This is a genomic window from Dermacoccus sp. PE3 (assembly GCF_001021715.1).
GTDB classification, from domain to species: domain Bacteria; phylum Actinomycetota; class Actinomycetes; order Actinomycetales; family Dermatophilaceae; genus Dermacoccus; species Dermacoccus abyssi.
The window spans coordinates 249,868-276,682 of record NZ_LDCM01000001.1 but is presented as its reverse complement, the minus strand read 5'-3'; the positions used below and the strand labels follow the sequence as shown (position 1 = coordinate 276,682).

19 protein-coding genes and 2 pseudogenes are annotated in these 26,815 nt (G+C 69.9%); 14 read left to right on the top strand and 7 right to left on the bottom strand.

Features of this window, described 5'->3' with window-relative positions; translation table 11 throughout:
- Positions 1-109 precede the first annotated feature (109 nt).
- Genes AA983_RS01305 through recC form a run of 3 tightly spaced genes read right to left on the bottom strand, consistent with a single transcriptional unit; the run spans position 110 to position 8,732 of the window.
- A complete protein-coding gene (locus AA983_RS01305; RefSeq protein WP_052946736.1) occupies positions 110-1,921 on the bottom strand; it encodes an ATP-dependent RecD-like DNA helicase in 1,812 nt (603 codons plus the stop codon).
- The gene (locus AA983_RS01300; RefSeq protein WP_052946734.1) at positions 1,918-5,301 is read right to left on the bottom strand and encodes a UvrD-helicase domain-containing protein; all 3,384 of its coding nucleotides are present in this window, start codon (positions 5,299-5,301) and stop codon (positions 1,918-1,920) included. The genes AA983_RS01305 and AA983_RS01300 overlap by 4 nt, the downstream gene beginning before the upstream one ends.
- Positions 5,298-8,732 (bottom strand): exodeoxyribonuclease V subunit gamma, encoded by a 3,435-nt coding sequence (gene recC, locus AA983_RS01295; RefSeq protein WP_047310435.1) that lies wholly within the window; start codon positions 8,730-8,732, stop codon positions 5,298-5,300. The genes AA983_RS01300 and recC overlap by 4 nt, the downstream gene beginning before the upstream one ends.
- Before the next feature lie 197 nt (positions 8,733-8,929).
- Between recC and AA983_RS01290 the strand changes: the two genes are divergently transcribed.
- From AA983_RS01290 to pepN, 12 genes and pseudogenes are all read left to right on the top strand, one after another.
- Positions 8,930-9,301, top strand: a complete 372-nt coding sequence (locus AA983_RS01290; protein WP_047310434.1) for an NADH-quinone oxidoreductase subunit A — start codon at positions 8,930-8,932, stop codon at positions 9,299-9,301.
- Positions 9,302-9,314: 13 nt separating this feature from the next.
- A pseudogene (locus AA983_RS01285) lies at positions 9,315-9,803 on the top strand (NADH-quinone oxidoreductase subunit B); the annotation flags it as partial.
- Positions 9,804-10,579: 776 nt separating this feature from the next.
- Complete coding sequence (locus AA983_RS01280) at positions 10,580-11,143, top strand: NADH-quinone oxidoreductase subunit C (protein ID WP_047310433.1); 564 nt, start codon at positions 10,580-10,582, stop codon at positions 11,141-11,143.
- Entirely contained in the window at positions 11,140-12,096 is a 957-nt protein-coding gene (locus AA983_RS01275) for a complex I subunit 1 family protein (protein WP_047311067.1), read from the top strand. Before AA983_RS01280 ends, AA983_RS01275 begins: the two co-directional genes overlap by 4 nt.
- Positions 12,093-12,710, top strand: a complete 618-nt coding sequence (locus tag AA983_RS01270) for an NADH-quinone oxidoreductase subunit I (protein WP_082128608.1) — start codon at positions 12,093-12,095, stop codon at positions 12,708-12,710. Before AA983_RS01275 ends, AA983_RS01270 begins: the two co-directional genes overlap by 4 nt.
- 37 nt (positions 12,711-12,747) lie before the next feature.
- Positions 12,748-13,260 carry an NADH-quinone oxidoreductase subunit J gene (locus AA983_RS01265; RefSeq protein ID WP_047310432.1) on the top strand — a complete coding sequence of 171 codons (513 nt, stop codon included), beginning with the start codon at positions 12,748-12,750 and terminating at the stop codon, positions 13,258-13,260.
- Positions 13,257-13,610 carry an NADH-quinone oxidoreductase subunit NuoK gene (gene nuoK / locus AA983_RS01260; protein ID WP_047310431.1) on the top strand — a complete coding sequence of 118 codons (354 nt, stop codon included), beginning with the start codon at positions 13,257-13,259 and terminating at the stop codon, positions 13,608-13,610. Before AA983_RS01265 ends, nuoK begins: the two co-directional genes overlap by 4 nt.
- A complete protein-coding gene (locus AA983_RS01255; RefSeq protein WP_047310430.1) occupies positions 13,607-15,589 on the top strand; it encodes an NADH-quinone oxidoreductase subunit L in 1,983 nt (660 codons plus the stop codon). Before nuoK ends, AA983_RS01255 begins: the two co-directional genes overlap by 4 nt.
- The gene (locus AA983_RS01250) at positions 15,586-17,148 is read left to right on the top strand and encodes a NuoM family protein (protein WP_156170120.1); all 1,563 of its coding nucleotides are present in this window, start codon (positions 15,586-15,588) and stop codon (positions 17,146-17,148) included. The genes AA983_RS01255 and AA983_RS01250 overlap by 4 nt, the downstream gene beginning before the upstream one ends.
- A complete protein-coding gene (locus tag AA983_RS01245; RefSeq protein ID WP_052946733.1) occupies positions 17,145-18,668 on the top strand; it encodes an NADH-quinone oxidoreductase subunit N in 1,524 nt (507 codons plus the stop codon). Before AA983_RS01250 ends, AA983_RS01245 begins: the two co-directional genes overlap by 4 nt.
- Before the next feature lie 130 nt (positions 18,669-18,798).
- A complete protein-coding gene (htpX, locus tag AA983_RS01240) occupies positions 18,799-19,710 on the top strand; it encodes a zinc metalloprotease HtpX (protein ID WP_047310428.1) in 912 nt (303 codons plus the stop codon).
- Positions 19,711-19,827: 117 nt separating this feature from the next.
- Positions 19,828-22,344, top strand: a complete 2,517-nt coding sequence (gene pepN, locus AA983_RS01235; protein ID WP_047310427.1) for an aminopeptidase N — start codon at positions 19,828-19,830, stop codon at positions 22,342-22,344.
- 99 nt (positions 22,345-22,443) lie between these two features.
- Here pepN and AA983_RS01230 read toward each other — a convergent pair whose 3' ends face one another.
- The 4 genes from AA983_RS01230 to AA983_RS01215 are packed head-to-tail and all read right to left on the bottom strand — an operon-like array spanning position 22,444 to position 26,035.
- A complete protein-coding gene (locus AA983_RS01230) occupies positions 22,444-22,896 on the bottom strand; it encodes a MaoC family dehydratase (protein ID WP_047310426.1) in 453 nt (150 codons plus the stop codon).
- An 11-nt stretch (positions 22,897-22,907) separates the two neighbouring features.
- A complete protein-coding gene (locus AA983_RS01225) occupies positions 22,908-23,660 on the bottom strand; it encodes an SDR family oxidoreductase (RefSeq protein ID WP_047310425.1) in 753 nt (250 codons plus the stop codon).
- A 41-nt stretch (positions 23,661-23,701) separates the two neighbouring features.
- Entirely contained in the window at positions 23,702-24,451 is a 750-nt protein-coding gene (locus AA983_RS01220; RefSeq protein ID WP_047310424.1) for an SDR family oxidoreductase, read from the bottom strand.
- 54 nt (positions 24,452-24,505) lie between these two features.
- Entirely contained in the window at positions 24,506-26,035 is a 1,530-nt protein-coding gene (locus tag AA983_RS01215; RefSeq protein WP_047311064.1) for an AMP-binding protein, read from the bottom strand.
- Positions 26,036-26,116: 81 nt separating this feature from the next.
- Between AA983_RS01215 and AA983_RS15960 the strand changes: the two are divergent.
- Positions 26,117-26,335: pseudogene (locus AA983_RS15960) on the top strand (isochorismatase family protein); the annotation flags it as partial.
- A gap of 19 nt (positions 26,336-26,354) precedes the next feature.
- A complete protein-coding gene (locus AA983_RS15740; RefSeq protein ID WP_047310423.1) occupies positions 26,355-26,618 on the top strand; it encodes a hypothetical protein in 264 nt (87 codons plus the stop codon).
- The last annotated feature ends 197 nt before the right edge of the window (positions 26,619-26,815 follow it).

The following is a 26,815-nucleotide window of genomic DNA, read 5'->3' as shown; positions in this document are numbered from 1 at the left end:
GTTGCTCACGAAGCCCGTCCCTTCATCACCCCGTCGCTCCGGTTTCGGGGCGCGACCTCATTCGATCACGCCGCCCGAACCGGCCGACGGGGGTGTTCACGCTGCGGCCTCAGCCGTCCTGCTCGCGCAGACGGTGACGCAGCCCGGAGGCGCGCAGGATCGGCGTCTCCACAGCGAGTTCGACGGCCTCACGCGTGCCGACGACGGTGAGGCGCTCTGTCGCTCGGGTGAGAGCCGTGTAGAGCATCTCGCGGGTGAGCAGGCGCGAGCCGACCGGCGGCACGATGACGGTGACGTGCTCGGCCTGGCTTCCCTGGGCCTTGTGCACGGTCATGGCGTGCATCGTCTCGAGGTCGCCCAGGCGCCACGGCGAGAACGTGCGCACGCCGGAGGCGGTTTCCATCGCGGCCACGAGCGCGGTGCCCTGGCGGATGATGACGCCGCTGTCGCCGTTGAAGAGCCCGAGGGCGCGGTCGTTCTTCGTCACGATGACCGGGCGCCCCACGTACATGGCGTACGGCGTGACGTCGGGGAACCGCTCGGCGAGGGCGTTCTCGATGAGACGGTTCCACCGCGCCACACCGAACGGCCCGGTGCGGTGCGCCGCGAGGAGCCGACTTGCGCGAAGCTGCGCGACAGCCGCCTCTGCGTTGCCCGTGGCCGCGACCTCGCGCAGCCGGGAAGCGGCCTCGACGAGGTGAGGCAGCATCGTGAGGTCGGGGGCGTCGGTCTCGAGGAACTCGACGCCGTCGTCCGGGCTGTCGACGGCTGCGAGCACACGCTCCGAGGACGGCGGGACAGTTCCTTCGCCGCCGTCGGGATGGTCGCCGGTCGGCTGCGCGAAGGCCTCCGCCACCGCTGCGCGACCCTGCGTGAGGCGGTGGTGCGTGGCGAGCCGGATCACTCCGGTGTCGAGCCCGGCGACGAGGTCGCCGAGCACGGAACCCGCCTCGACGCTCGCGAGCTGGTCCGGGTCGCCGACGAGCACGAGGCGCGTGTTCGGCCCGAGCGCTTCGAGCAGGCGTGCCATGAGGCTGAGCGAGATCATCGACGCCTCGTCCACGACGACGACATCGTGCGGGAGCGGATTGCCCCGACCGTGGACGAACCGTTGGGAGTTGGTGCCGTCGTAGCCGAGCAACCGGTGGAGCGTGAGCGCGTCGTTGTCGGCGAGCACGTCCGCTTCGCGCAGCGATTCGGCCATGCGTGCCGCGGCCTTGCCCGTGGGGGCAGCGAGTGCGATGCGTGTCGTGTCGCCGAGGGCTGCTCGGGCGGCCACGAGCATTGCAGCGACCGTGTAGGTCTTACCCATGCCGGGACCACCGGTGAGGACTGTCGTTGCGGACGTGAGTGCCGAGTCCACTGCGGCGCGTTGGGCGTCGTCGAGGGTGCCCCCTTCGAGAGCCGCACCTGCGCGCCGGAGAGCGTCGTCGTCGACGGGCGCAACACCACGTGAGCGCAGGAGACCGGCGACGATCACCTCGTCGCGGAAGTAGCGATCGAGGTACGCCAAGCCGTACTCGAGGTGCACGACACCCTGCCCGACGAGGGGACCGGTGCGCAGGTCGTCTGCCAGCTGGTGCGACGACGGTGGCGCGACGATGTCGGCGAGCGTGATGGTCGGTGCCTCGGTGTCGTCGTCGAGCGAACGGTCCCGTTCGGGTGTGAGGCGGCCGATTTCGTCGAGTGCGAGCGCGCTGGAGCCCTCGCGCACGGCGCGCACGGTCAGCGCGAGCGTGGCGATCTGCCACGTGTCGGTCGGCGCGTCGACGAGCCGGGCGACGCGGCTCGCGACAAGGGCATCGCCCTCGGTGACGAACGCCGCCGCCCTGAGCGTTTCGAGCGGAGTGCCGTTCGGTGTGTCGCCGCCCGGCTCTGCGGAACGCTCGCCGGGTGTGGTCGGCAGCTGCGTGTCGGTCATCGGACACCACCTGCCCGTCCCCCGTCGACGGCGTCGGACAGCGCGACGACGAGTGTCGCCGGCGGCCGCCAGGTGAAGACTCCGCACGGCGTGCCGTTCTCGCGCGGCGTGTCGGGGCCGGCCATGCCACGGACGTAGAGGTACAGCACGCCTCCGAGATGCTCGTCGGGGTTGTAGCCGGGCAGCCGCCAACGCAGGTAGCGGTGCAGCACGACGGAGTAAAGGATCGCCTGCAGCGGATACGACGAGTGGTTCATCGCCTCGACGAGCCGCGACGGCGCGTAGTCGGCCAGCGTCAGCGCCGCGTCGACATCGCCGAGTCGGTTGGTCTTGTAGTCGACGACGAAGTAGCGGCCACCATGACGGAAGGTGAGGTCGATCGAACCCGTGAGGTAGCCGCGCAGGAGCTCATCGCCGAGTGCCGAGGAATCGAGCTGATCCGCATAGGTGCGCAGGGGGTCGCCTTCGTCGAGGTGCTCGCGCAGGAGCGGAGCGAAAGCGCGCAACGTCGATGACGGGTGGGGCTCCTCGCCGCCGGAGAGAGGGAGTTCGAAGTCCATCTCGGGCAGTCGATCGGTGGAGACGATGTCCCGCAGCGTCACGTCGTCGGCCAGGGGGCCGAAGGGCGTGTGCATGACGGCGACGAGGGCGTCGGCGAGTGACTCGACCTCGACATCCGCGGGCCAGCACATCTGCTGCTCGAGGATGTGGGCCCGCAGCTCGTCGCGCAGGTCCGCGGCCTGGAAGTCAGCCTCCTCGAGCACGCCGTGGACGAGGGAACCGAACGTCGCGCCCATCGGCTGATTCGCCATGGGGGAGGAGATCTCGCTGCCCGGCATGTCCGGGGACGGCGGCGTCGCGAGTTCGACGTCGGCGTCCTCGTCGAGGCGGACGGCGAGGTGCTCGGGTTCGCTTGTCACATCACCGAGGGCGGCGAGTTCGTCGGCGGCCTCACCGGCGGCGGAGAGCGCCGAGTAGGACGTACGGCGCCAGGCGCGATCGACGTCCGCGTCGTTGAAGGTGTTCACCGCAAGCCGCGCGTCACCCCGCCTGACCGTGATGTGCGGAGGAACGGTGTTGGGGTCGATTTCATGGACGGTGAACGCGCCGTGCTTCGCCCAAGCGGCAAAGACCTCGCGGACCCGGTCCACCTTGGGGGTGCCGTTCTGTTCCGTGGTGGTGAGCCACTTCTCGGATGCTCCGTCGGCGCGCTCCTGAAGGAGCGCATCGAGGGCCTCGGGGCCGTTGGCCTGCCCGAAGAGCAACCGGTGCAGGGCGCTCTTGGACGTGTTCTGCTTCGTGCCGGCCCACCACAGGACGAGGCCGCTCTTCGCCCGCGTCATCGCGACGTACGCCAGACGCATCTCCTCCCCGGTGTTCTCCTCCGTGGCCTCGGGAGCGTTCACCGTCGCGGGGTCGAAGGACAGCTCCCGGCGGTTGTTGCGGTGCACGACCCCCGGAGTCTTGGTCGGCTGGTCGTAGCGGTCCCACAGCGTCGGGGCCAGAACGATGGGGTATTGCAGACCCTTGCTGCTGTGGATGGTCGACAATGTGACGGCGAGGGCGTCGGAGTCGAGGCGCATGATGCGTGCGTCGGCGGTTGCTTTGGCGTCCTGTGCGCTCTGCTCCTGCAGCCAGGCGACGAGCGAGGAGATGCCGGCCTGGGCCGACATCTGCCGGGCCGTGAGCAACTGGGCGCAGTGTTCGATGTCGGTGACGTCGCGTTCTCCGCCGGTGCGGCGCAGGAGGCGGGCGAGCATGCCGCGCGCACGTAGCGCGTCGACGATGCCAGGAACGCCGCCGGAATGGAACCGCGCCAGCAACATGGCGACGAGTTCGGCTGCCTCGTCGACGCCCGAGTCGTCGATCGCGTCGAGGCGCTCGGCGGACCACCCGACGAGCGGCGTGAGGCAGGCGGCCCTGACCCGCTCGGGGCGGTGCGGCTGCTCGAGTGCCATGAGCAGTTCGAGCCACCACCGGCCGGCGGAGCTTCGCAGTACCGACTCGCTCGACATCATGACCGCCGGAATGCCCAACTCGCGCAGGTACTCGCGCACTTCGACGAGCTGATTGTTGGTACGGCACAGGACGGCCAAGTGATGGGGAGCGAGGGGCTCACCGTCGAACGTCGTTCCCCCGGCGAGAAGCTGCGCGGCCCTCGCTGCGACGTCGCGCAGGACGATGGAGCGGGCCAGCCCGACGGCCAGCCCGGCCTCGGGAACCCAGCGCAGTTCGACGGGGGCGTCAGCCTGCCCTGGCTGTCCGCCGAGGCGTGAGGTGTGCTGGGCCGCGTCGACGCGGTGCGTCACGATGCCGGGTGAGAGCTGGACACCAGCCATCAGTGTCTGCAGGCTCTCGACGAGCGGAGCGTCGCTGCGGTAGTTCGTCGGCAGCGTGAAGGAGTTGACGGCCGTTTTCGCTGCCGACAGGTATGTCTGTACGTCGCCACCGCGGAAGGCGTAGATGGCCTGTTTCGGGTCGCCGACGAGGATGAGTGAGCGGCCCTTCTCGCCAAATGCGCGGGAGAAGACCTCCCACTGGACCGGGTCGGTGTCCTGGAACTCGTCGACGAGGACGACGCTCCAGCGCTCCCTCATGCGATCACGTGCGGGGGAATTCTCGTCGTTGAGTGCCGAGCGCAGCTGGGAGAGCAGGTCGTCGTACTCGAGGATGCCGCCGCGGCGCTTGCGGCGTGCGTACTCCTCCCGCACGGCACGGCTGAAGGCGATCGCGGTCTCGAGGTGCGCCGGCGGCGGAACCGGGCCGATCTCTGCGGTGCTGTTGTCCAGCGTGGCCTTCGCGTATTTCTGTGTTTCCTCGTAGTCGAGGGTGAAGTTCGCTTCCTTGCTGAACCGGAGGAAGACGTCGTCGACCACCTCCTGGCGCAGGGTCTCGGTGTCCTCGACGAGCGTGGCGTACGGGTCCGAGTCGCCCGCGACGCCCAGACTCTTGAGCACGTAATGGCAGAACTGGTGGATCGTCGCGATGGTGGCGGAGTCGAACGTTGCGAGCGCTCGGGCCAGACGGGCCCGGCGCTGATCCACCGCCTCGGCGCCGCCGCCGCGCAGCGCCGTGACGAGTTCGTCGTCGTCATCGCCGGCTGGTGCGCCGAGGCGGTGCAGCGTGTCCTCGAGCTGGCCGCGGACGCGTTCACGCAGTTCCTGGCTCGCGGCGCGCGAGAACGTGACGACGAGAAGCTCGTCGAGGGGGAGTTCCTCCTCGGCCACGAGCCGGGTGACGAGCGCGGCGAGGGTCCACGTCTTGCCCGTGCCGGCGCTGGCTTCGATGAGTGTGGTGCCCTCCGGGATGGGAGCGGTGATGCTGAACGGCTGCATGACGTTCGGCACGGTGTCGGGCAGCGCGGGCTGGTATCCGCTCATGACGAGAGCTCCTGACGGTGGTCGACGATGGGGCCCCACAGGCGCGGCGCCAGCAGCGTGAAGCGCCCCTGCGCGTCCAGGCGAGCGAGGCTGGCTCGCCCCTCGAAGACACGGCTCCACCACTCGTTGGCGTCTTCCCGGGTGTACTCGTAGCTGCTCTCCCACTCCCGACGAGCCTTCATGAGGCCGCGCTCCACGGCCTTCGCCTCGTTCGGGTTGGCGCTGCGCATCGCGGCACGGTAGCCCTCCACGTACGCAAGGCCGGTCTTGGCCGGGACCGGTAACGGAGCCCGCAGCCCGTAGCCGCGGTTGAGGACGAGTGAGACGAGGCTCTCGCGCGCTTCGGCCGAGTCGACCGTGAGAACGCACGAGCCGCTTCTTCCGCGAACCGCAGCCCGCCAGGTTCGGTCGGGGAAGCAGGCGGCCAGGGCGAGCACTTTGACCCACCCCGAAGCGAGGTGCCGGGCGTTGACGCTGCCGTAGTTGACCACCTGGATCTCGTCGCCGATGACCCCCGGCACCACACCGGTGAGACGCACCGAGGTGCTGGGCGCGCCCTCGGCGCTCGGCGGCAGGGCGAGATCGAGGTGGATGTCGTGCGACGTGCGGTCGCCCGGGGGGAGACCCTCGAGAACGCCACGCACCTGCCTCTCGATGGTGGCCGCGTCGTCGCGGCCCGCCTTGAGAAGGTCCGGAGGCAGACTGCCTCGGCGCCTCTCGTCGGCCAGCGCACGATCCAGAGCTCGGCCGGAGAGCACCTGGCGCAGAACGCGGTCACCGACGGCCCACTTTTCAAGGGGATCGAGTTGGATCGGTAGACCGTCCTCGACTTCCTCGGCCTCGTAGGTGACGCCGATCTGCAGGCGCGAGCGCAGGAAGGTGCGTGCAGGGTTCTCGAGGAACGACGTGAGGTCGTCGAGTGTGACGTCGGTCGGGGGTGCGGGCGCGAGCGGTTCGGAGAGCAACGCCGGGCGGGGCAGAGGGTCGGCGTGGAACTCGCGCAGGGCCCGGGCTCCCTGGAGCGCGGCGGCGTCGTAGGAACCGCCGGGCAGGGGGGAGGCCTCGACGAAGTTGCGTTCGTCGAACGGCTGAAGGGGGTGCAGGTGCTCGAACGGCGCCCCCTCGTCCGCACTCTGGGCCGTGTTCTGGGCAGGGGATTCGCCCGTGCCGGTCCGAGCGGCCGCCGAGATGATCTCCTGCAGCGGGACGGCCGGTGGGCGGCGGGTGCCGTCACGCTCGTCGAAGCCGGAGTAGAACGCGATGAAGTGCTGCTGTGCCGCCATGAGGGCGTCGAGCAGGAGCTGCCGGTCCTCACTGCGGGCATCGCGTTCGCCGACGAGTGGGTGGCGGGCCAGCACGTCGTCGCCGTCGACGACCTGAGCGCGCGGGAACGTGTCGTCGTCGAGACCGAGCAGGACGACGGCCTTGTGCGGCACCGAGCGCATGGGCGTGAGCGTGCAGACACTGACGGCCCCGTTGCGGAAGTTGCTGCGCGTGCGGCGCGGACCCCAGCGCTGCTCCAGCATGACGCGCACATCGGTGATGCGAAGCGCGGCACCCGATGCGGAGCCGGTTTCGAGGAACGACAGTTCGCGTTCGAACTCGGCGCGCTGCCAGGCCATGTCATGAGCGGATGCAGCGACGGCGAGAACGTTGCGCCGCAGCCACGCGAACCACTCCTCGGGAGTGAAGCTCGCCCGCGGCAGGGCGGGGTCGACGGCGCTCACGCGGCGGATCTCCCACGCCGCTTCGCTCACCTTCGTGAGGAGGGCGACGAAGGCCTCGGCGACGGCGATGTCGGAGCTTCCGAGATCGTCGACCGGGACGAATTGCGACGCCGCCGCGTCCGTGTCAGCGCTCATGGCGACGCCCAGGGCCAGCCGGTCGAGGGCCTGCGCCCAGGTGTTGTTCTCGAGGCCGCCGAGGCTGTACTCGCCGCGATGCTGGGCATCGAGACCCCAGCGAGCCTCCGTCGTGCGGACCCACCGGGCGATGCGTTCGAGCGCGTCGGTGTCGAAGCCGAACTTCTCGGCCACCGCGGGGAGCCCCGCGAAGTCGAGCACCTGCGAGGCTGTGACGCGGCTCGTCACGAGTTCGACGAGACGCTGCGCGGCTTCGGCCAGCGGGTTGGTGGCCGAAACGGCGCGGTCCGCCAGTTGCACGCGTAGACGCCGGCCGGGGTGGTGGTCGTGCTCGTCGACGGCCGCGAACGTGGCCTTGATGAGCGGTGCGTACGTTTCCACGTCGGGGCACATGACGACGATGTCGCGCGGCTCGAGATTGCCGCCCTCGGCGCTCACGAGCCACAGGAGCGTCTCGCGCAGTGCTTCGACCTGACGGGCAGCGCCGTGGCACACGTGGATCTGCACCGAGCGATCGTCTTCGGGCACGCTCGGCACCGACGACGGCGCTCGGTCGGCGCGGATGTCGTCCTGCATGAGAGCGAGGCGGGTCGGCGTCGCCCGAGAGGCGTCGCGACTCTCCCCACCGCCAGAATCGGTGGCATCGACGACACTGCGTGCGAGCAGAGCCGCCTCGACCTCACGGATGTCACGGCCCAACGTGGCGAGCAGCGGATGCGCGGCCGCCTCGGCGCTCGCATCATCTCGGCGGGCGACGATGCCCTGCGGGTTCTCGGCCAGCGCGGCCCAGAGGGCCGGGCTCGGGTGCGGCAGCCACACGTGGACATCGCACACCTGCCCGAGGGCCTCGAGCAGGTCGAGCATGGCGGCCGGCATGCGCGTGTAGCCGAAGAAGGAGACGCGTTCCGGCAGGTCGCTCGGCGCCGTGCCCGCCCGCAGATCGGCGAGGGTGCGGTCGAGGCGCTGGACGGGGGAGGCGTCGGCGCTGCCACATGCCAGGACGCGCTCGACCACGGTGCGCCACAGCGGGGCCTGCCACGCGAGATCAGGATCGACGAGGTCGTTCTCGCGGCCCGCCTCCCAAGCACGCATGAGCTCGGGGCGGTCGTCGGCATACCGGGCGAACAGGCCGGCCACACGGCGCGCCACCGCGTAACGGCGCGACTGCCGGGCACGGTGCCACCACGGATCCTCACCCGCCCGCACCGCATCGGCACCGAGATGCCGCGCCAGAGCCTCGAAGCCCGAGCGTGAGACGCACTCGTCCATGGCTGCGAGCACCGCCCACGCGAGGCGGTCGGGGTGCCACGGATCGTCGTTCTCCCGCCCCAACAGGAGCGAGATGAAGGTGTGCGGTGTGCGCACGTCGAGCCCCGCGCAGACGCCGTCGTCACCGAGCGTGGCGCCGAGGCGGTGCGAGAGCCGCTGCGTCAGCCAGCGTTCGACGCCGGCCGAGGGAGCGACGACGAGCTCGCGGGCGAACACGTCGAGCGGTGCCTCGGCGAGCAGCTGCACGAGCTGGTCGGCGAGGGCCGTGGGAGCGTCACGACGATGCAGGATGAGGGCCACGTCGCGACACTAACGCGAGCCTCCGACAACCGCGCCGTTGCGCGAAAAACCTCCGCTCGAACGGTCTGGTGAACCACGGGCCCCTCGAGCCGGGCGGAGGGACGTCGCGTATGGTGCCACGCCCGATGTGTCTCACTGTGAAGACACGCACCCCCAGCCTTTCCGCCCCCGGCGAGTCGGCTCGTTAGGCTTGCCTGGTGAATTCCGGACTCCTGGGCTACCTCGTGGTGCTCGGCGTCACCCTCGGGGGCGTCGGTCTCTTCACGGCTGCCATGGTGGTTCGTCGAGTTCTGGCACCGCGAGCTCCGAGTGGGGCGAAGCTCGCCACGTACGAGTCGGGAGTCGACCCGAGCGGCGGCGACTGGCAGCAGTCGGGCTTCCGCTACGTGGCGTACGCGTTCCTCTATGTCGTCTTCGCGGTCGACGCCGTCTACCTCTTCCCGTGGGCGCTCGTGCTGCGCACCTCCGGGCTCGGCGTCGCTTCGGTCGTCGAGATGGGCATCTTCATCCTCGTGCTTCTCGTCGGTCTGGCCCACGCCGCCCGTCGCGGCGTCCTGAGCTGGCTGTGAGGCGGGTGATCCGATGACGACCGATCTGCCCATGCCCACCGTGCGTCCGAGCGTCGGCGCCGTTCAGGAACACGCCCCCAAGCCGATGCGCCTCGTCCTCAACTGGGGTCGCCGGTACTCGCTGTGGGTCTTCAACTTCGGGCTCGCCTGCTGCGCCATCGAATTCATCGCCGGGTCGATGTCGCGTCACGACTTCATCCGCCTCGGTGTCATCCCGTTCGCTCCCGGCCCGCGGCAGGCCGACCTCATGGTCGTCTCCGGCACGGTGACCGACAAGATGGCTCCTGCCGTGCGGCGCCTCTACGACCAGATGCCAGAGCCGAAGTACGTCATCAGCTTCGGTGCGTGCTCGAACTCAGGTGGGCCGTACTGGGATTCGTACTCCGTGACCAAGGGCGTCGACCAGCTCGTGCCCGTTGACGTCTACGTGCCCGGCTGCCCGCCGCGCCCTGAGGCGCTGCTGCAGGGCATCGTCACGCTCCAGAACCAGATCGCTGAGGAGAAGGTGAGCAGCGAGGGCATCCTCGCCCGCCTCAACCCGTTCGCCGGCCGGGGGCGCACCGCCGCATCGGTGCAGCGCCCCCTCGTGACGAAGCCCGCCGCACCCGAGGCGGAGACGGTGGCAGAGCCCGCGAAGGAAGGTGGGGCCACCGAGTCGAAGGCAACGCCCGAGCCCGCACCTGCGGACGCCAAGCCCGCAGGCAAGGCGAATCTCAGCGACGACGAGCGCGCCGCCCGCATCGCGGAAGCCCGCCGCAAGGCGCGAGAGCGCAAGGCGGAGAAGGACACCTCGCCGGCCGCTGGGGAAGGCGCGAGCGACAACGGCGGCAAGCCCGCCGCGAAGACCGACCTCTCCGACGACGAGCGTGCGGCCCGCATCGCGGAGGCTCGTCGCAAGGCGCGTGAGCGCAAGGCCGAGCAGGAGAAGGCAGCACAGTCAGGCGGTACCGAGGAAACAGCCGCCGACGTGGCCAAGCCGGCCTCGAAGGCCGACGCTCCAGACGACGAGCGCGCCGCCCGCATCGCCGAGGCGCGCCGTAGGGCGCGTGAGCGCAAGGCGGAACAGGAGAAGGCTGCGCAGACGGGCGACCCCGAAAAGGCCCCCGCCAAGGCACCGACGACGAAGGCCGACATCTCTGACGACGAGCGTGCCGCCCGCATCGCCGAGGCCCGCCGTAAGGCACGCGAACGTCGCGCCGCCGAGCAGGCGCAGACCGACGAGACCAAGGCGGGGCCGACCAAAACGGAGCAGGCGAAGACCGACGAGGATGGTGAGGGATGACGCGCGACGTCCCCACCCACGACGTCGAGACGTCCGACTGGGTCGAAGCCCATGAGCGTCTGCGCTCGGAGGGCTTCACGTTTTTCGACTTCCTCACCGCCGTCGACGAGAGCGACCGTGGCGAATCCGGTCCCTCCGACGGCAAGCCCGCGGGCTTCGACATCGTCACGCACCTGTACGACATCGCCGGCGGCGCTCGCCGCAGCATCCTCGTACGCACGCGCCTCGAAGTCGACGACCACGGTGCGGGCGCCCCGAGTATCGTCAGCCTCACCGGGCTGTGGCGCGGCGCGGCCTGGCACGAGCGCGAGACCTTCGAGATGTTCGGCATCGACTTCGCCGGCTTCGACGACGGCACGGGGCAGGGCGTGCGCAAGCTCCTGCTGCCCGCGAGTTTCACCGGTACGCCGCTGCGCAAGTCGTTCGTCCTCACGGCGCGTGCGAGCAAGGAGTGGCCGGGCATCAAGGATCCCGGTGAGTCCGGCGGCCGCGCGGGCGCCTCGAAGCGTCGCAAGGTCATGGCCCCCGGCGTGCCCGACGAGACGTGGGGGCCGCGATGAGCGTCCTCGAGATCGTCCTGCGTAGCGTCGCCGTGCTCGTGTGCTTCATGGTGCTGCCGCTTGTGCTCGGCCAAGCCGAGCACAAGGTGATGGCCCACATGCAGGGGCGCCTCGGCCCGATGAAGGCCGGGGGCTTCCACGGATGGGCGCAGCTCATCGCGGACGGTGTGAAGTTCGCGCAGAAGGAGGACATCGTTCCTCGCGCCGCCGACAAGCCGGTCTTCCGCCTGGCGCCTGCAGTCTCGATGTTCAGCTACCTGCTCGCCCTCGTCGCCATCCCGTTCACGCCGTCCACCGTGGCCGGCGACCTGCCAGCATCGCTCGTCTACGTGCTGGCCGTTTCCGGCATCGGCACTGTGGCGACGCTCATGGCCGGCTTCGGTTCGGGCAACAAGTACGCGATGCTCGGCGCGTTCCGTTCCGCCGCTCAGCTCGTCAGCTACGAGGTGCCGCTCATCCTCGCGTGCGCGTCGTTCGCGATGGCGGCAGGGTCGCTCTCGATCGGCGGCATCGTGCACGCCTGGCACCCGATCTGGCTGCTGTGGCAGCTGCCCGGTGCGATCGTGCTGCTCATCGCGGCCACCGCCGAACTGCAGCGCCCGCCGTTCGACATGCCCGTGGCCGACTCCGAGGTCGTCATGGGTGCGATGACGGAGTACACGGGCCTGCGCTTCGCGCTGTTCCTGCTGTCCGAGTACGCGGGCATCGTCGTCATGTCGGCGCTGTTCGCCGCGCTCTACCTCGGCGGGTGGAACGGTCCGTTCGACGGGGCGCTCGGCTTCGTCTGGATGCTGCTCAAGACCGCCGCCGTCGCGTTCGTCGTCCTGTGGGTGCGCATGAGCTGGCCGCGCCTGCGCGAGGACCAACTGCAGCGCTTCGCGTGGTTCTTCCTCGTTCCCCTTGCCCTGTTCCAGTTGGCTCTCACCGCGGCAGGAGTGATCTACACCGCATGACCGAGCAAAACGCGAACCACGACCACGGCGAGCACGTGCACGAGCACGCTCACCACGTCCACGACCTGCCCGCCTCGGGCCGCGAGAAGGGGCCGATCCGCGGCCTTCTTTCCGGAATGGCCACGACGGCGCGCACCATGACGAAGAAGACGTCGACGCGTCAGTACCCGGACGAGAAGCCGGACCTGCCGCCGCGTAGTCGCGGCGTCATCGCGCTGCTCGAGGAGAACTGCACCGCGTGCATGCTCTGTGCGCGCGAGTGCCCCGACTGGTGCCTCTACATCGACTCGCACAAGGAGACGATTCCCAGCGAGACGCCGGGTGGGCGTGATCGTCAGCGCAACGTCGTCGACCGCTTCGCCATCGATTTCTCACTGTGCATGTACTGCGGCATCTGCATCGAGGTGTGCCCGTTCGACGCGCTCTTCTGGAGCCCGGAGTTCGAGTACGCCTCCGGCGACATCCGCGACCTGCTCCACGAGAAGGAGCAGCTCGGCGAGTGGATGCGCACGGTTCCGGCCCCGCCCGACCTCGACGAGCGTGCCCCCGAGGCGCCCGAGGTCGCAGCGGCGAGCAAGCCCCCACGGGTGGCGCGCCGGAACGTGACGAAGTGACCCGAGCCAACGCGACGACGACGAAAGGAGTGAGCCCATGACCGTGCACGACGCCCTCTTCGGCTGCCTCGGCCTCATCAGTGCCGTGTCGGCCGTCTGCGCCGTAACGACGCGTCAGCTCGTACACGCCGCGCTGTGGCTCACCCTGTGTATGACGACGTTGTCGGGCTGCTACCTCGTGCTCGGCGCCGAACTCGTCGCGCTCGTGCAGCTGCTCGTCTACGTCGGTGCCGTCGTCGTGCTCGTGTTGTTCGCCGTCATGTTGACGCGCGCTCCCATCGGCAAGAGCGCCGATCACGACGTGCCGATGGCCGGCCGGATGGTGGCCCTCGTCATTTCCGCAGCCACCGGTGGCCTGCTCTTCGCAGCCTTCGCGGCAGCCTTCGGGTCGCAGCAGGTCGGCCTCGACGGCGGAACGAACGCCAACCTCGCCGCCAACCTCTTCGGCCGCTTCGCCTGGCCGTTCGAGGTGCTCTCGCTCGTGCTGCTCGCCGCGCTCGTCGGCGCCCTCGCGATGATCGGCACGCGCAAGGACGGTGGCTCGAAGTGATCCACCTCCTCCTGCCCTTCGCACTCGCCGCCGTGCTCGCCGGCTCGGGCGTCTACGGCGTGCTGGCGCGCCGTAACGCCGTGCTCATGCTCGTCGGGGTCGAACTGATCCTCGCCTCGGCGAGCCTCATCCTCGTCACGATGAGCACGACCCTTCCCGACGACGCCGCAGCAGGGCAGATCCTCACGATCTTCGTCATCACGCTCGCCGCCGCCGAGGTGACGCTCGCGCTCGGCATCATCCTGGCCGCGTTCCGACTGCGCGGGCACATCGACCTCACCGAGCGCCTCGACGATGACGCGGCCCACGCGCCCGTCGACGACCGGACCGACGGGCGGGTGACGTCGTGACCGCACACCTCGCGCAGGCCGCCGTCGCCGTCCCGCTGCTCGGCGCGGTGCTGGCTTTCCTCCTGGGGCGCCGTAACGCCGGCGCCTACGCGCTCGCGGCCCTCGGCACGCTCGGTGGCCTCGTCGCGGCGATTCTGCTCGTCGCGCAGCAGCTCACGACGCCGGTCGCCCAGCACCTCGTCACCGTCGGGTCCCTGCCGCTCGGGCCCGCGCTCAAGGCGCCGCTCGAACTGCGGGTGACACCGACCGGCGCGCTCATCGCGGCCGTCGCGCTCTTCGTCGCGACGTGCGTCCAGATGTTCGCGCGCTGGTACCTGTTCTCCGACCCGCGCTACCGCTCGTTCGCCGCCACGGTCTCCGCCTTCACCGCCGCCATGGTGCTCGTCGTCCTCTCCGACGACGTGCTGCTCACCCTCGTCGGCTGGGAGGTCATGGCCTGGTGCTCCTACCTGCTCATCGGCCACGAGAGCAACCAGCCGGGCCCGCGCCGCGCCGCGCTCAAGGCGTTCCTCGTCACGCGCGTGGCCGACGCGCCGCTCGTCGTCGGCCTCGCCGGCCTCGCCATGGGTGCGCGCACGACGCGCATCAGCGAGATCGTCACGGCCTGGAGCACCTCGAACCTCGACGCCCACGGCACCCTGCGCCTCGTTCTTCTGCTCGGCCTCGTGTGCGGTGTGCTCGGCAAGTCCGCACAGCTTCCGTTCACCGACTGGCTGCCCGACGCCATGGAGGGCCCGACGCCCGCGTCGGCACTCATCCACGCCGCGACGATGGTGGCCGCGGGCACCGTCGTGCTCGCCCAGTTCCTGCCGCTCTTGGCCGCCGAACCGACGGCCCGTCTCACCCTCGTCATCGTCGCCGGCGCGACGTCCGTGTTCGCTGCGGTGAGCGCGTTCGCGCAGGTCGACATCAAGCGGCTGCTCGCGTGGTCGACGATCAGCCAGGTCGGCCTCATGCTCCTCGGCCTCGGCGCGCTGGCCCCGGGCGAGGGCGCCGACGCCGCGCTCCTGCACCTCGTCGGTCACGCCTTCTTCAAGTCGCTGTTGTTCCTGCTCGTCGGCTGGCTCGCGGTGGTCGTCGGCTCCACGCTCGTCACCCGGATGACGGGCGCAACCCGTCGGCTGCCCAAGACCTTCGTCCCCGTGACCCTCGCCCTGTTCACGATGGCCGGCCTGCCGCCGACCGTCGCGTTCGTCTCGAAGGACGCGATGCTCGAGAACGCCGTGCGCTCCCAGAGCGACGGACACGTCGAGGGACTCGTCGGCTTCATCATGCTCGCGCTCATCATCGTCGGCACCGCCGCGTACTCGGCCCGCGCGTGGCTCATCCTGCAGCACCGCACCGTCCTCGAACGGCGTGGTGAACGTCAGGTGCTCACTGACTCCCACACGGTGCGTGACGTCGACATCGTCGAGATGCTGCGCAGCACTCCGGAGGTCAACGAGTTCGGTGACGAGATCGACCCGATCGAGGAGATCGAGGAGGACGAGGTGCTGCCGCGCCCGGGCGTCTCGGTGCGCCTCGCGCTGTGGCTGCTCGTGCTCGGGGGAGTGTTCGGCGGGCTCCTCGCCTTCACGCCGCTGTTCGACATCGACACGAGTCACCTCAACCTCGCCATGATGGGCGCCTCGGTACTGCTCATCGTCGCCACCGGCCTCGTCGTGCGCATCATGTCGCTCGGCCAGCTCTACGGTGACGCCGCCCGTCGCCTGCCGCGCCACATCCCGCTGGCCGCCTCGCGAGGGTTCGGTGTCGAGACGCTCTACCGCACTCTCGTGACGCGTCCCGTGCTCGCGCTGGCTCGCGGCGTCCACCGCCTCGACTCGGGCGTCGACGCTGCCGCAACGCGTGCGCCCGGTGCCCTGGCCCGCGCCGGCAAGGCTCTCGACGGCGTCCACGGACGACGTCCCGCGACAGGCCTGTCGTGGGTGATCGTCGGCGTCGTCATCGCTTCGATCCTGGGGGTGACGCTGTGGTGAGCCTCGTTCTGCTCGCGGCCGTGGCGGTGCCGCTCGGCGTCGGTGCCGCCCTCATGGCGGGCGACCGACTCGGACGCCCTGTCGGTCACACCGGCGCCTGGGCCGTCGCGATGCTCGCGAGCGTCGTCACCCTCGCCGCGTGCGTCGCGGCCGTCGTCACGGACGCCCACATCGACAAGCCGTGGGTGCCCGGTCTCGGAATGCGCCTCCACCTGGCCACCGACGGCATCAGCGCTCCGCTCGTCATCCTCGCGGCGGCCGTGACGCTGCTGGCCGTCACCGTCAGTTCCCGCCAGCGCCCGAAGGGCACACCCGGGCTGTTCTACGGCTGCCTACTCGTCGTTCTCGGTGGTGCCGTCGCGGCGTTCAGTGTCCGTGACGCGGTTGCGTTCTTCATCGCCTTCGAAGTCGTTCTCGTGCCGATGTGGGTGCTCATCGACCGCTTCGGTGACGCCGCGGCCGACCGCCGTCGTGCCGGGTGGATGTTCGTTCTCTACACCGTCGGCGGTTCGATGTTCATGCTCGCCGGCATCCTCCTGCTCGTTGTCTCGGCGGGCACGAGTGACCTCGAACGGCTCGCCGGTGGTGCGGCTGCCGCACTGCCGTTCCCCATCGCGATGACGGCGGGCGTGCTGCTCACGCTCGGCCTCGCCGTGAAGGTGCCGCTCATCGGTGTTCACTCGTGGCTGCCGCGGGCTCACACGGCCGCCCCGACGGCCGGCTCGATGCTCCTCGCTGCTGTCCTGCTCAAGCTCGGCACGTACGGCTTCATCCGTCTCGTCGTCCTGCCGCTGCCCGTCGCGTGGCGCACGATCGCCCCCGTCATCGCGGTTCTCGCGGTGGTCGGCATCATCGTCGGGGGGCTCGTTTGCCTCGTCGAACGCGACCTCAAGCGCCTCGTGGCGTGGTCGTCGATCGCGCACATGGGCTTCGTCATGCTTGCGCTCGCAGCCGGTCAGCAGATCGGTCTGCAGGCTGCGCTGTACGGCAACATCGCACACGGCGTCATCTCCGCGCTCCTGTTCGCCGTCGTCGGCGCGCTCAAGGCGCGTCGCGGTGCGGTGGACGTCGACGAACCGATGGTCGGCTTGCGTAACAGCGATCCGCGGCTCGGTTTCGCCCTCGTCGTCGGCACCGCCGCAGCCATCGGCCTGCCCGGTCTCGCCGGCTTCTGGGGTGAGATCCTCGCCCTGTTCGCTGCCTGGGGTGCTCCGCACCGCCCGGGCGCCCTGTTCCACGTCCTGACGGCAGTGGCCGCGTTCGGCGCCGTTCTCGCTGCGGCCTACGGCGTGCGTGTGCTGCGTGCGGTGTGGGCCGGGGAGCGCGCGCCCGAGGCCGCTGACGCCGCGCTCGGCACGAGCGACGGGGCCACCCCGGCGTCCACCGCCGGTGAGCACGCCGAGGCGAGTGTCCCTGTGGCCACCGAGCGGGTCGTCGGTCTCGAGTGGCTCGCCATCGGCGTGCTCGTGGCGGCCGTCTTCGTCCTCGGCCTTGCGCCGACGCTGCTCATGAACGTGGCGGACGCCGACCTGCCGCGGCTGCTCGGAGGCCTCAAGTGAAGATTTCCTTCGACGCCCTCGCACTCGCTCCCGCCGTCGTGCCGATGGTGGGTGCCCTTCTCGTGCTCCTCGTCGACGTCGTTCTGCCCGGGCGAGCCCGCCTCCCGTGGGTGCTCGCCGTCCTGGCGTGTCTCGGCGGCCTCGGCGCACTTATCGTCGGTGCCGTGACCGGCGGTCACGGCACGAGCCTGTGCGACGCCTCGGGCGGCTGCTACTGGCAGGCCGACCAGACCGGCGTCGGTCTGCAGGGCCTGGCGCTCGCCTCCGCGGCGGTGGTCGCGGTGCTCGCCCTCGCCGAGAAGACCAGCGACGTGCCCGGCACGAAGGGCCACCCCGCGGTGCGGGCGATGCTCGTGCTCGCCGCGACGGCCGGCTGCGTCGGCGTCGTTGCGGCCCGTGATCTCGGCTCCTGGCTCGTGCTCATCGAGCTCGCCACGATTCCCAGCGTCGCGCTCGTCGCTCTGCGTGGGGGCCGGCAGGCCGCTCACGGCGCACTCACCTTGCTCGTGACGGCCCTCGTCTCGTTCGCCGTCCTCGCCCTCGGCGCGGCCGTGTGGTTCGCGGCCACGGGTACGGCGTCGATGACCGGCGACCAGGTGCTCGACGTCTTCGCCGACCCGGCCCGCAAGCCCCTCGTCGTCCTCGCGATGATGCTCGTCATCGCGGGTGTCGGCTTCAAACTCTCCCTCGCTCCGTTCCACGCGTGGACGCCGGAGGCGTTCGAGGGCTCGGGCTCCTGGGTCGCGGCTTTCCTTGCCACGACGTCCAAGGTCGGTGCTCTCGGCGGCATGCTCGTCGTGCTGCGCGCCGCGTCGTCGCTCGGCTCGTCCGCGCTCACGGCGCTCGCCGTCGTCGCGGCCCTGTCGATGACGGTCGGCAACGTCATGGCTTGGCGTCAGGACGGCGCGCTGCGCTTCATGGCGTGGTCGACGGTGGCGCAGGCCGGCTGGGTCGTGCTGCCGATGACGGTCGTCGCCGGTGGTTCCGTCACCGCGGCCGCCGCCTACCTCGCGCTCTACACGATCGGAACGCTCGCTGTCTTCGTCGTCCTGGCGGCCCTTGAGGACGCCCGTTCGCGCGAGCACGAGACGACGATCGGTGACCTGCGCGGCCTGTTCCGCACCCGCCCGATGATGGCCGCGACGCTCGCGCTCGGCCTTCTCGCCCTGGCCGGGCTGCCGCCGAGCATCATCGGCGTCGTCGCGAAGATCGTGGCGCTCAAGCCGGTCGTCGCCGGGGGAGTGTGGTGGCTCGTCGTCATCGCTCTGCTCAACGCCGTGCTCGGCGTGGCGGTGTACCTGCGCTGGATCGCCGCGATGTTCGCGCCCGTCGCCACCCCCGCGCCCGAGAACGACGACGTCTCCGAGGAGGCAGCCGCTGTGGCGGCGCTGTCGGGCAACGAACCCGAACTCACGCCCTTGCCGCGCCCCAAGAAGGTCTACGGCGTGCTCGCCGCGCTCGTCTCGCTCGCCGTCGTGACGACGAGCCTCGCGCCGAACGTCCTCCTCGCCCTCTTCTGACGCGCTCCGCCGCACAGGCTGTGATCTTTGGCTCGGTCTGTGACCTGCGCCGGTCACAGATCGGGCCAAAGTTCACATCGGGGGCCGACCGCGCCGGAACATCCGCACCCGAGCCTTCGTTGAACCGGACATGCACAGGCATTTCAACGGGCTGAAGACGGCCGCGCTGTTCGGGCTCATCTGGGCCCTGCTGCTCGGCCTCGGCGCGGTGATCGGCAACGGCCGCTACATCGGTGTGTTCGCCGTCATCGGTCTCGCGATGAACTTCTACGCGTACTGGAACTCCGGCAAGCTTGCCATCCGCGCGATGCAGGCCTACCCGGTGAGCGAGACGCAGGCGCCCGCGATGTACCGCATCGTGCGCGAGCTGTCGACGAAGGCCGGCAAGCCGATGCCCGAGCTGTACATCTCGCCGACGCAGGCACCCAACGCGTTCGCCACGGGCCGCAACCCGAACAACGCGAAGGTCTGCTGCACCGAGGGCATCCTCGGCCTGCTCGACGAGCGTGAACTGCGTGGTGTGCTGGGCCACGAGCTCATGCACGTCTACAACCGCGACATCCTCACATCGTCCGTCGCCGGAGCCCTCGCCGGCCTCATCACGAGCGTCGCGCAGATGATGATGTTCTTCGGCGGCGGCTCGAGCAGCGAGAACCGCCCGAACCCCATCGTCATGCTCTTCATGGCGTTCCTCGCGCCGCTCGCAGCGTCGGTCATCCAGATGGCCATCAGCCGCACGCGTGAGTTCGACGCCGACGAGGACGGTTCCAAGCTGACGGGCGACCCGCTCGCGCTCGCCTCGGCGCTCGCCAAGCTCGAAGCGGGAGTCGCCTCGGCCCCGCTCGCGCCGACGCCGCAGCTGCAGAACGCGAGCCACGCGTTCATCGCCAACCCGTTCCGCGCGCAGGACATCTCGCGCATGTTTTCCACGCACCCGAAGACGGCCGACCGCATCGAGCGCCTCGAGCAGATGGCCGGCCAGCGCATCCGGATGCCCCAGCGGTTCGACGGGCCCTACCGGCCCGGTCCGCACCAGGGCTGACCACCGGCGCCAGCCGACAGACGGAGGCGGAGCGACCACGCGGTCGCTCCGCCTCCGGCGTGTCGCGACGCGTTCGCGCTCCCCTCAACGACTCGGTCGCGGTGGCAGGATGAGCCCATGACGCTGACCCGTGACGAAGCCCGCGAGCGCTCGCAGATCGTTCGCCCCGAGCACTACGACATCGAGCTGGATCTCGACCGGGGCCCACGAGAGTTCGCCTCGACGACGCGGCTGACGTTCACGGCGCAGAACGGTGCCTCGACGTTTGCCGACCTCGACCCGGTGAGCCTCGAGTCGGCGATGCTCAACGGCCGCAAGCTGCCCGCGTCGGCCCTCGAGGGACGCCGTCTGCACCTGACGGATCTCGCCGAACACAACGAACTCGTCGTCACCGCTACGATGCGCTACGGCCGCGACGGCCAGGGGCTGCACCGTGCCGAGGACCCGGCGGACGGCGAGGCCTATGTCTACGGTCACCTCTTCATGGATGCTGCGCCGCGCGTCTACGCGTGTTTCGACCAGCCCGACCTCAAGGCGCCCTACGACGTCACGGTGCGCGCCCCCGGCGGCTGGATCGTCGTGGCGAACGGAGCGATGCGTGAGGTCGAACCCGGGCTCTGGCGGGCCGAGACGACGAAGCCACTGGCCACCTACTTCGTCACCGTCTGTGCCGGCCCGTTCGCCACGGTGACCGACGAGCACGACGGCATCCGCCTCGGCATCCACGCCCGCGCGTCGCTGCGAGACCACCTCGAAGCGCAGGCGCCCGAGATGCTCACGGTGACGAAGCAGTCGTTCGACCACTACCACTCGCTCTTCGGCATCCGGTACCCGTTCGGGGAGTACCACCAGGTGTTCGTGCCCGAGTTCAACGCGGGCGCCATGGAGAACCCCGGCTGCGTCACGTTCCGCGACCAGCTCGTCTTCACCGGGGCGGCCGGGCGCACCGAGCATCTCGTGCGCGCCAACACGATCAGCCACGAGATGGCGCACATGTGGTTCGGCGATCTCGTCACGATGCAGTGGTGGGACGACCTGTGGCTCAACGAATCCTTCGCCGAGTACATGGCGAACCGGACGCTCGAGGCCGCCACCGAGTTCGACGACGCCTGGGTCGACGTCGCAGCCTCCCGCAAGGCCTGGGGATACGCGGCGGAGCGCTCGCCGTCCACGCACCCCGTCGCGGGGGCACCCGCCGACGACACGGACACGGCCCTTCAGAACTTCGACGGCATCTCCTACGCCAAGGGCTCGGCCGTTCTGCGTCAGCTCATCCACCACATCGGGGACGACGCGTTCGTCGCCGGGGTGCGCGCTCACCTCGAGCGTCACGCCTTCGCGAACGCCACCCTCGCGGACTTCCTCGAGGCACTCTCGCAGGCGGCGGGACGCGACCTCACCGAATGGGCGCAGGCGTGGCTCGAGACGGCCGGAATGGACACGTTGCGGATCGAGCATGACGGCGACAACGTGGGCGAGACCGCGAGCCCCCGACTCGTCATCACGCCCGACCCGGATCGCCCTGCGACGCGTGTTCACACGGTGCGCGTCGCCGCCTACGACCAGACGGGCGCCGAGGTGGCCGCCGACGATCTGCACGGCGTGAGCGGGCGCGTGAAGCTGCCGAACATCGCCGCTGCGACGGGAGGCGAGAGCGTTGCACTCGTCGTGCCGAACGCGGGTGACCTCACGTGGGCGGGTGTGGCGTTCGACAACGCGAGCCTCGAGGCCATGGCGGGGGCGCTACCGGGAATCGACGACGCGACGACGCGCGCCATGATCTGGACGGCGCTCGCGCACGGCCTGGCCCGCGCCGAGGTGGCGCCCGAGCAGATCCTCGCGATAGCCGAGGCCGCGCTTCCGGCCGAGACGCAGATGCCCGTGCTCGACGTCGCCACCTCGCTCGCTCTGGGCGCAGTCGTCGGTCGTTTCCTGCCGTGGTCCGAGCGTCCGGCTGCGCTCGCCGGGCTCGCGGACCTTGCCGAGCGCATGCTGGCCGAGGCCGACGGTGAACACGACCCGCGCACCCTCGCGGGCGCGCGCCTGTTGGCCGGTACGGGTGACGCCGGGCGCCTCACGCCGTGGTTCCGGGGAGAAGACCTGCCCGCCGGGCTCGACGGTGACACTCCGTTCCGTTGGCGGGTGGCGCGCCGCCTCGCGCAGCTCGACGCCGTCACGATCGACGATCTCGACGAGGCGCTCGCCGCCGACAACACGATGTCCGGCCGCCTGGGCTACCTCACAGCTCGCGCGTCGTTCCCGGACGCCGCGACGAAGGTGTGGGCCTGGGAGGAGCTCACGGCAGCGCCGAGCGAGGATTCGCCGGCTCACAGCAACTACGAGATGAACGCGCTCGCCTCCGGTTTCTGGTCGGCCGACGACGAGGCCACTCTCGCGCCGTACGTGGAGCGCTACGTCAGCGACATCCCGCGCATGCGGGAGTGGGTGGGGGAGGACGCCCTCGCCCGCGTCGCCTCGCTCGCGTTCCCCGCTGCCCTCGCGAGCGAGGAGCTCGACGTCGAGGTGCGCCGGATGCTCGATCAGCAGCTCCCGGCGTCGGTGCGCCGCTCGGTTGTCGATGCGCACGCCACGATGCGCGAGGTCATCGCCTCCCGCGCCGTCTTCGCCCGCTGACGGGCGGTTCATTTCCGGACAGGACGGGGGGAAGACGAACGAGGCCCGACCGCGGAGCAGGGACTCCGGGTCGGGCCTCGCGTCAGCCGCGAACTCGCGTCAGGGCACGATGACCGACAGCGTCTGTGCGACGCAGGCCGGGCGCTCCTCGCCCTCGATCTCGACGGTGAACGTCATGGCCACCTGGGCGCCCTTGGGCGACTCCTTGACCTCGTCGAGCACCGCGGTGCCGCGCACGCGCGAGCCGACGGGAACCGGCTGGGTGAAACGCACCTTGTTCGAGCCGTAGTTGACGGCCATCGAGATGTTCTCGATCGACCAGATCTCGGCAGCCAGCATCGGCACGAGGCTCAGCGTGAGGTAGCCGTGAGCGATCGTCGTGCCGAACGGGCCGGCCTTCGCCTTCTCCGGGTCGACGTGGATCCACTGATGGTCGCCCGTCGCCTCGGCGAACTGGTCGACCATCGTCTGGGTGACCTCGTGCCACTCGCTCGAGCCGAGTTCCTCGCCGACGGCGGCCTTGAGTTCCTCGAGTCCGTTGAACGTACGCATGAGCTCCTCCTTCAGTTCAGGGGTCCGCCGGCGACGTAGAGCACCTGGCCGGAGACGTACCCGGAGCGCTCGTCGCAGAAGAACGACGCCGCGTTGGCGATGTCCTCGGGGCGGCCCACCTTCTTGACGGCCGTGGCGTCCGCCGCGCCCTTCATGAAGTCGTCGAACGGCACGCCGACACGCTCGGCGGTGGCCGCCGTCATGTCCGTGGCGATGAAGCCCGGAGCGATGGCGTTGACGGTGACGCCGAACTTGCCGAGCTCGATGGCGAGGGTCTTCGTGAAGCCCTGCAGGCCGGCCTTGGCGGCCGAGTAGTTGGCCTGACCGCGGTTGCCGAGCGCCGAGCTCGACGACAGGTTGACGATGCGGCCGAAGCCTTCCTTCGTCATGTGGGCCTGGGCCTCGCGGGCCATGAGGAAGCTGCCGCGCAGGTGAACGCCCATGACCATGTCCCAGTCGTCGACGCTCATCTTGAACAGCAGGTTGTCGCGCAGGATGCCGGCGTTGTTGATGAGCACGGTGGGGGCACCGAGCTCGTCGGCGACGCGCTGGACGGCCTTCTTGACGCTCTCCTCGTCGGAGACGTCGGCGCCGACGGCGATGGCCTTGCCGCCAGCGGACGTGACGGCCTCGACCGTCGAGGCGCACGCGCTCTCGTCGAGGTCGATGACGGCAACCTGCAAGCCGTCGGAGGCGAGACGCTGGGCGACGGCCGCGCCGATGCCGCGCGCGGCACCGGTGACGATGGCGGTTCGCTGGGTCATGGGTATGTCCTTTCGTCGGGAGTTCGAGGGTTTCGGGATGCTCAGAAGCCGCCGGTGAGTGTGATGCCACCGTCGATCGGCAGCGTCTGGCCCGTCACCCAGGCCGCATCCTCGGAGGCGAGGAAGGCGACGGGGCCGGCGATGTCCTCGGGGCGGCCGAGGCGCTTGAGCGGGTACGGCTTGGCGACCTCGTCCTCACGGCCCTCGTAGAGGGCCTTGGCGAAGTCGGTCTTGACGACGGCGGGGGCCACGGCGTTGACGCGCACCGTGGGGCCGAGCTCGACGGCCAGCTCCTCGGTGAGGTGGATGAGGCCGGCCTTCGTCACGCCGTAGTAGGCGATGCCGGGGGCCGTGCGCAGGCCGGCGATGCTGGCCAGGTTGACGACGGAGCCGCCGTTGTCCTTCATCCAGCTGTTCCACGCGGTGCGCGTCCACGAGAGGGTGGCGAGCAGGTTGACCTCGGCGATCTTGCGGGCCGCGTCGTCGTCCAGGTCCATGAGGCCGCCGTAGACGGGGTTGATGCCGGTGTTGTTGACGAGGACATCGAGACGGCCCCAGGTCGACAGAGCGAGGTCGACGACGGCCTGCTGGTGTTCCTTGTCCTGGGCCTTGCCGGCGACGGCGCGGGCGTTGTCACCGAGTTGTTCCACGGCCGCGTCGAGCGCCTCCTGGCCACGGGCCGTGATGATGACCTTTGCGCCTTCGTCGACGAGGCGCTGCGCGATGGCCAGCCCGATGCCGCGGCTCGCGCCGGTGACGATGGCGACCTGGTCGGTGAATCGTGCCGTCATGTGTGACGTTCCTTTCCTGGGGTGTGCGCGCTTATTGAGCGATGCTCAACAAGCCTATGCGTTGTCACTGTACTGGGTACGCAGTTCGCGCTTGAGCACCTTCATGCTCGGCCCGAGCGGCAGTTGCTCCACGATCTGCACGCGACGCGGGTACTTGTGCTTGCCCAGCTCGTCACGCGACCACTCGACGAGGGCGTCGGCGTCGACGGCGCCGGCCTCGGTGGGCACGACCACGGCCATGATCTCCTCGCCGTACTCCTCGTGGGGGACACCGATGACGGCCACCTGGGCAACGCCGTCGTAGCGCATGAGCGCCTCTTCCACCTCGCGCGGATAGACGTTGTACCCGCCGCGGATGACGAGATCCTTTGTGCGGTCGACGATCGTGATGCGCCCCGTAGCGTCCTTGATGCCGATGTCTCCGGTGCGGAACCAGCCGTCGGTGAGCGCTTCGGCGCTCGCCTCCGCGTTGTTCCAGTAGCCGGCGAAGACGGCGTGGCCGCGCACGACCACCTCGCCGCGCTCGCCCGGCCCGACGAGGCTGATGCGCTCCGGCACGGTGAGGTCGGCGATATCGACGTCGACGCCCCAGAGCGGATGCCCGACGCTGCCGGGGACGACACCGAAGCGCTCCTGGTTGGAGGTGATCGACGGGGACGTCTCGGACAGGCCATAGCCCTCGTGGATGCGGGTCGAGAACGTCTTCTCGAACCTCTCGAGGACGGCCACGGGCAGAGAGGCGCCGCCGCTGATGGCGTCGTCGAGGTGGGGCACCTTCAGATCGGGGTTCTCCGCGACCGCCGCGAGGAGCTGGATGTACATCGTCGGCACGGCGCAGATCATCGTCACGCCCTCGGCGTTCATGAGGTCGATCGCCTCACGGGGCTCGAAGCGGGGCTGGAGCACGAGGGTCGAGGAGCGTCGGAAGCCGGCGTTGAGCGACACAGACTGGCCGAAGATGTGGAACAGCGGCAGGCAGCCGAGGATGACGGCGTCGTCCGCGACTCCGTTGCCGTCGAAGGCGCTGACGGTGGCGTTCATCACGAGGTTGAGGTGAGTGAGGACGGCGCCCTTGGGCTTGCCCGTGGTGCCGCTCGTGAAGAAGATGACGGCCGGATCCATCGGCTCGCGCGTGACGAACGAGGCGAGTGGCTCGGTGGCGGCCCCGTACGTCGTGATGTCGTGCAGCGGCACCCCGGCGAGTTCGGCACCCTGATTCGCGGTGCTCGCGACAGCGGGGTGGTAGAGCAGGCGCGAGGCGCCCGCGGTGGCGATGAGGAACGCCGCTTCGCGACCCTGCAGCAGCGTCGGTACCGGCACGACGACACCACCGGCGGCGAGGATGCCGTAGTAGGACGTGACGAACTCGACGACGTTGGGAGCGAGCAGTGCGACCCGATCACCGGGCTCCACGCCGTCCTCGACGAGTGCGGCGGCCACCTTGCGCGCCTCGTTCCACGTCTCCGCGTAGGTCAGGCGCCGCGGGCCCTGCACGAGAGCGACGGTCTCCGGCGTGCGCCACGCCGGCTCGGCCAGGACGGACGCGAGGGAGAGGGTGGTGGAGACGAGAGGCAGATCGGTCATGAGGGGCTCCTCGGACGTGATGACGGCTATCGACGTGCTCTGGATCACATCCCATCATGCTTTGGCTGCCCGTGTTGAGCAATGCTCAATAGGAATTCGGCGGGTGAACCATGCCACCCCGTTGTCGGTGGCACGCCCTATCGTCAGACCACGAGCGAAACACCACTTCTCGGCGTCGACGTCCAGAACGACGTCATGGCCGAATCCGTCAACGCCGAGGCCGTCGTCACCGCGGTCGCCACCCTCGTCACGAACGCGCGCCGCGCCGACATCCCCGCCATCTGGGTGCAGCACTCGGATCAGGGGCTGCCCGAAGGGAGTGACGGGTGGCGCATCGTTCTCGAGTTGGAACCGGCGACGAGCAGCCGGTCGTGCACAAGACCTGGGGGCGTTCTACGGCGGCATCCACCGCGGGTGCGACATCACGCTCGTGGCGGACGCGCACACCACCCGCGACATGCGCGAACACGGCTTGCCCCACGGCCCGGACGAAGCCATCCGAGTTCTCAACGCCCAAGCCGCGTGGACGAAGCAGCCCGACGCCGTCGGCTCGGTGACGACGACCGCCGAGGCCTTCGCCTGAAGCCGGCGGTGCCGCTCGCTGCAAAACTCCCAACGCTGGGCGTCACGCAGTCGATGGCGGGGCGATCGGCAGGAGAACTCCCCACCTTGTGAGATGTCGCAGGGGTGAAGGTTGAGGCCGCACCTCGCATTCGCTCGGCACGGCCTCAACCTTCACTGCGCTCTCGTCAGAGCCTGCGTCTTCGGGCTTGTTCTGTC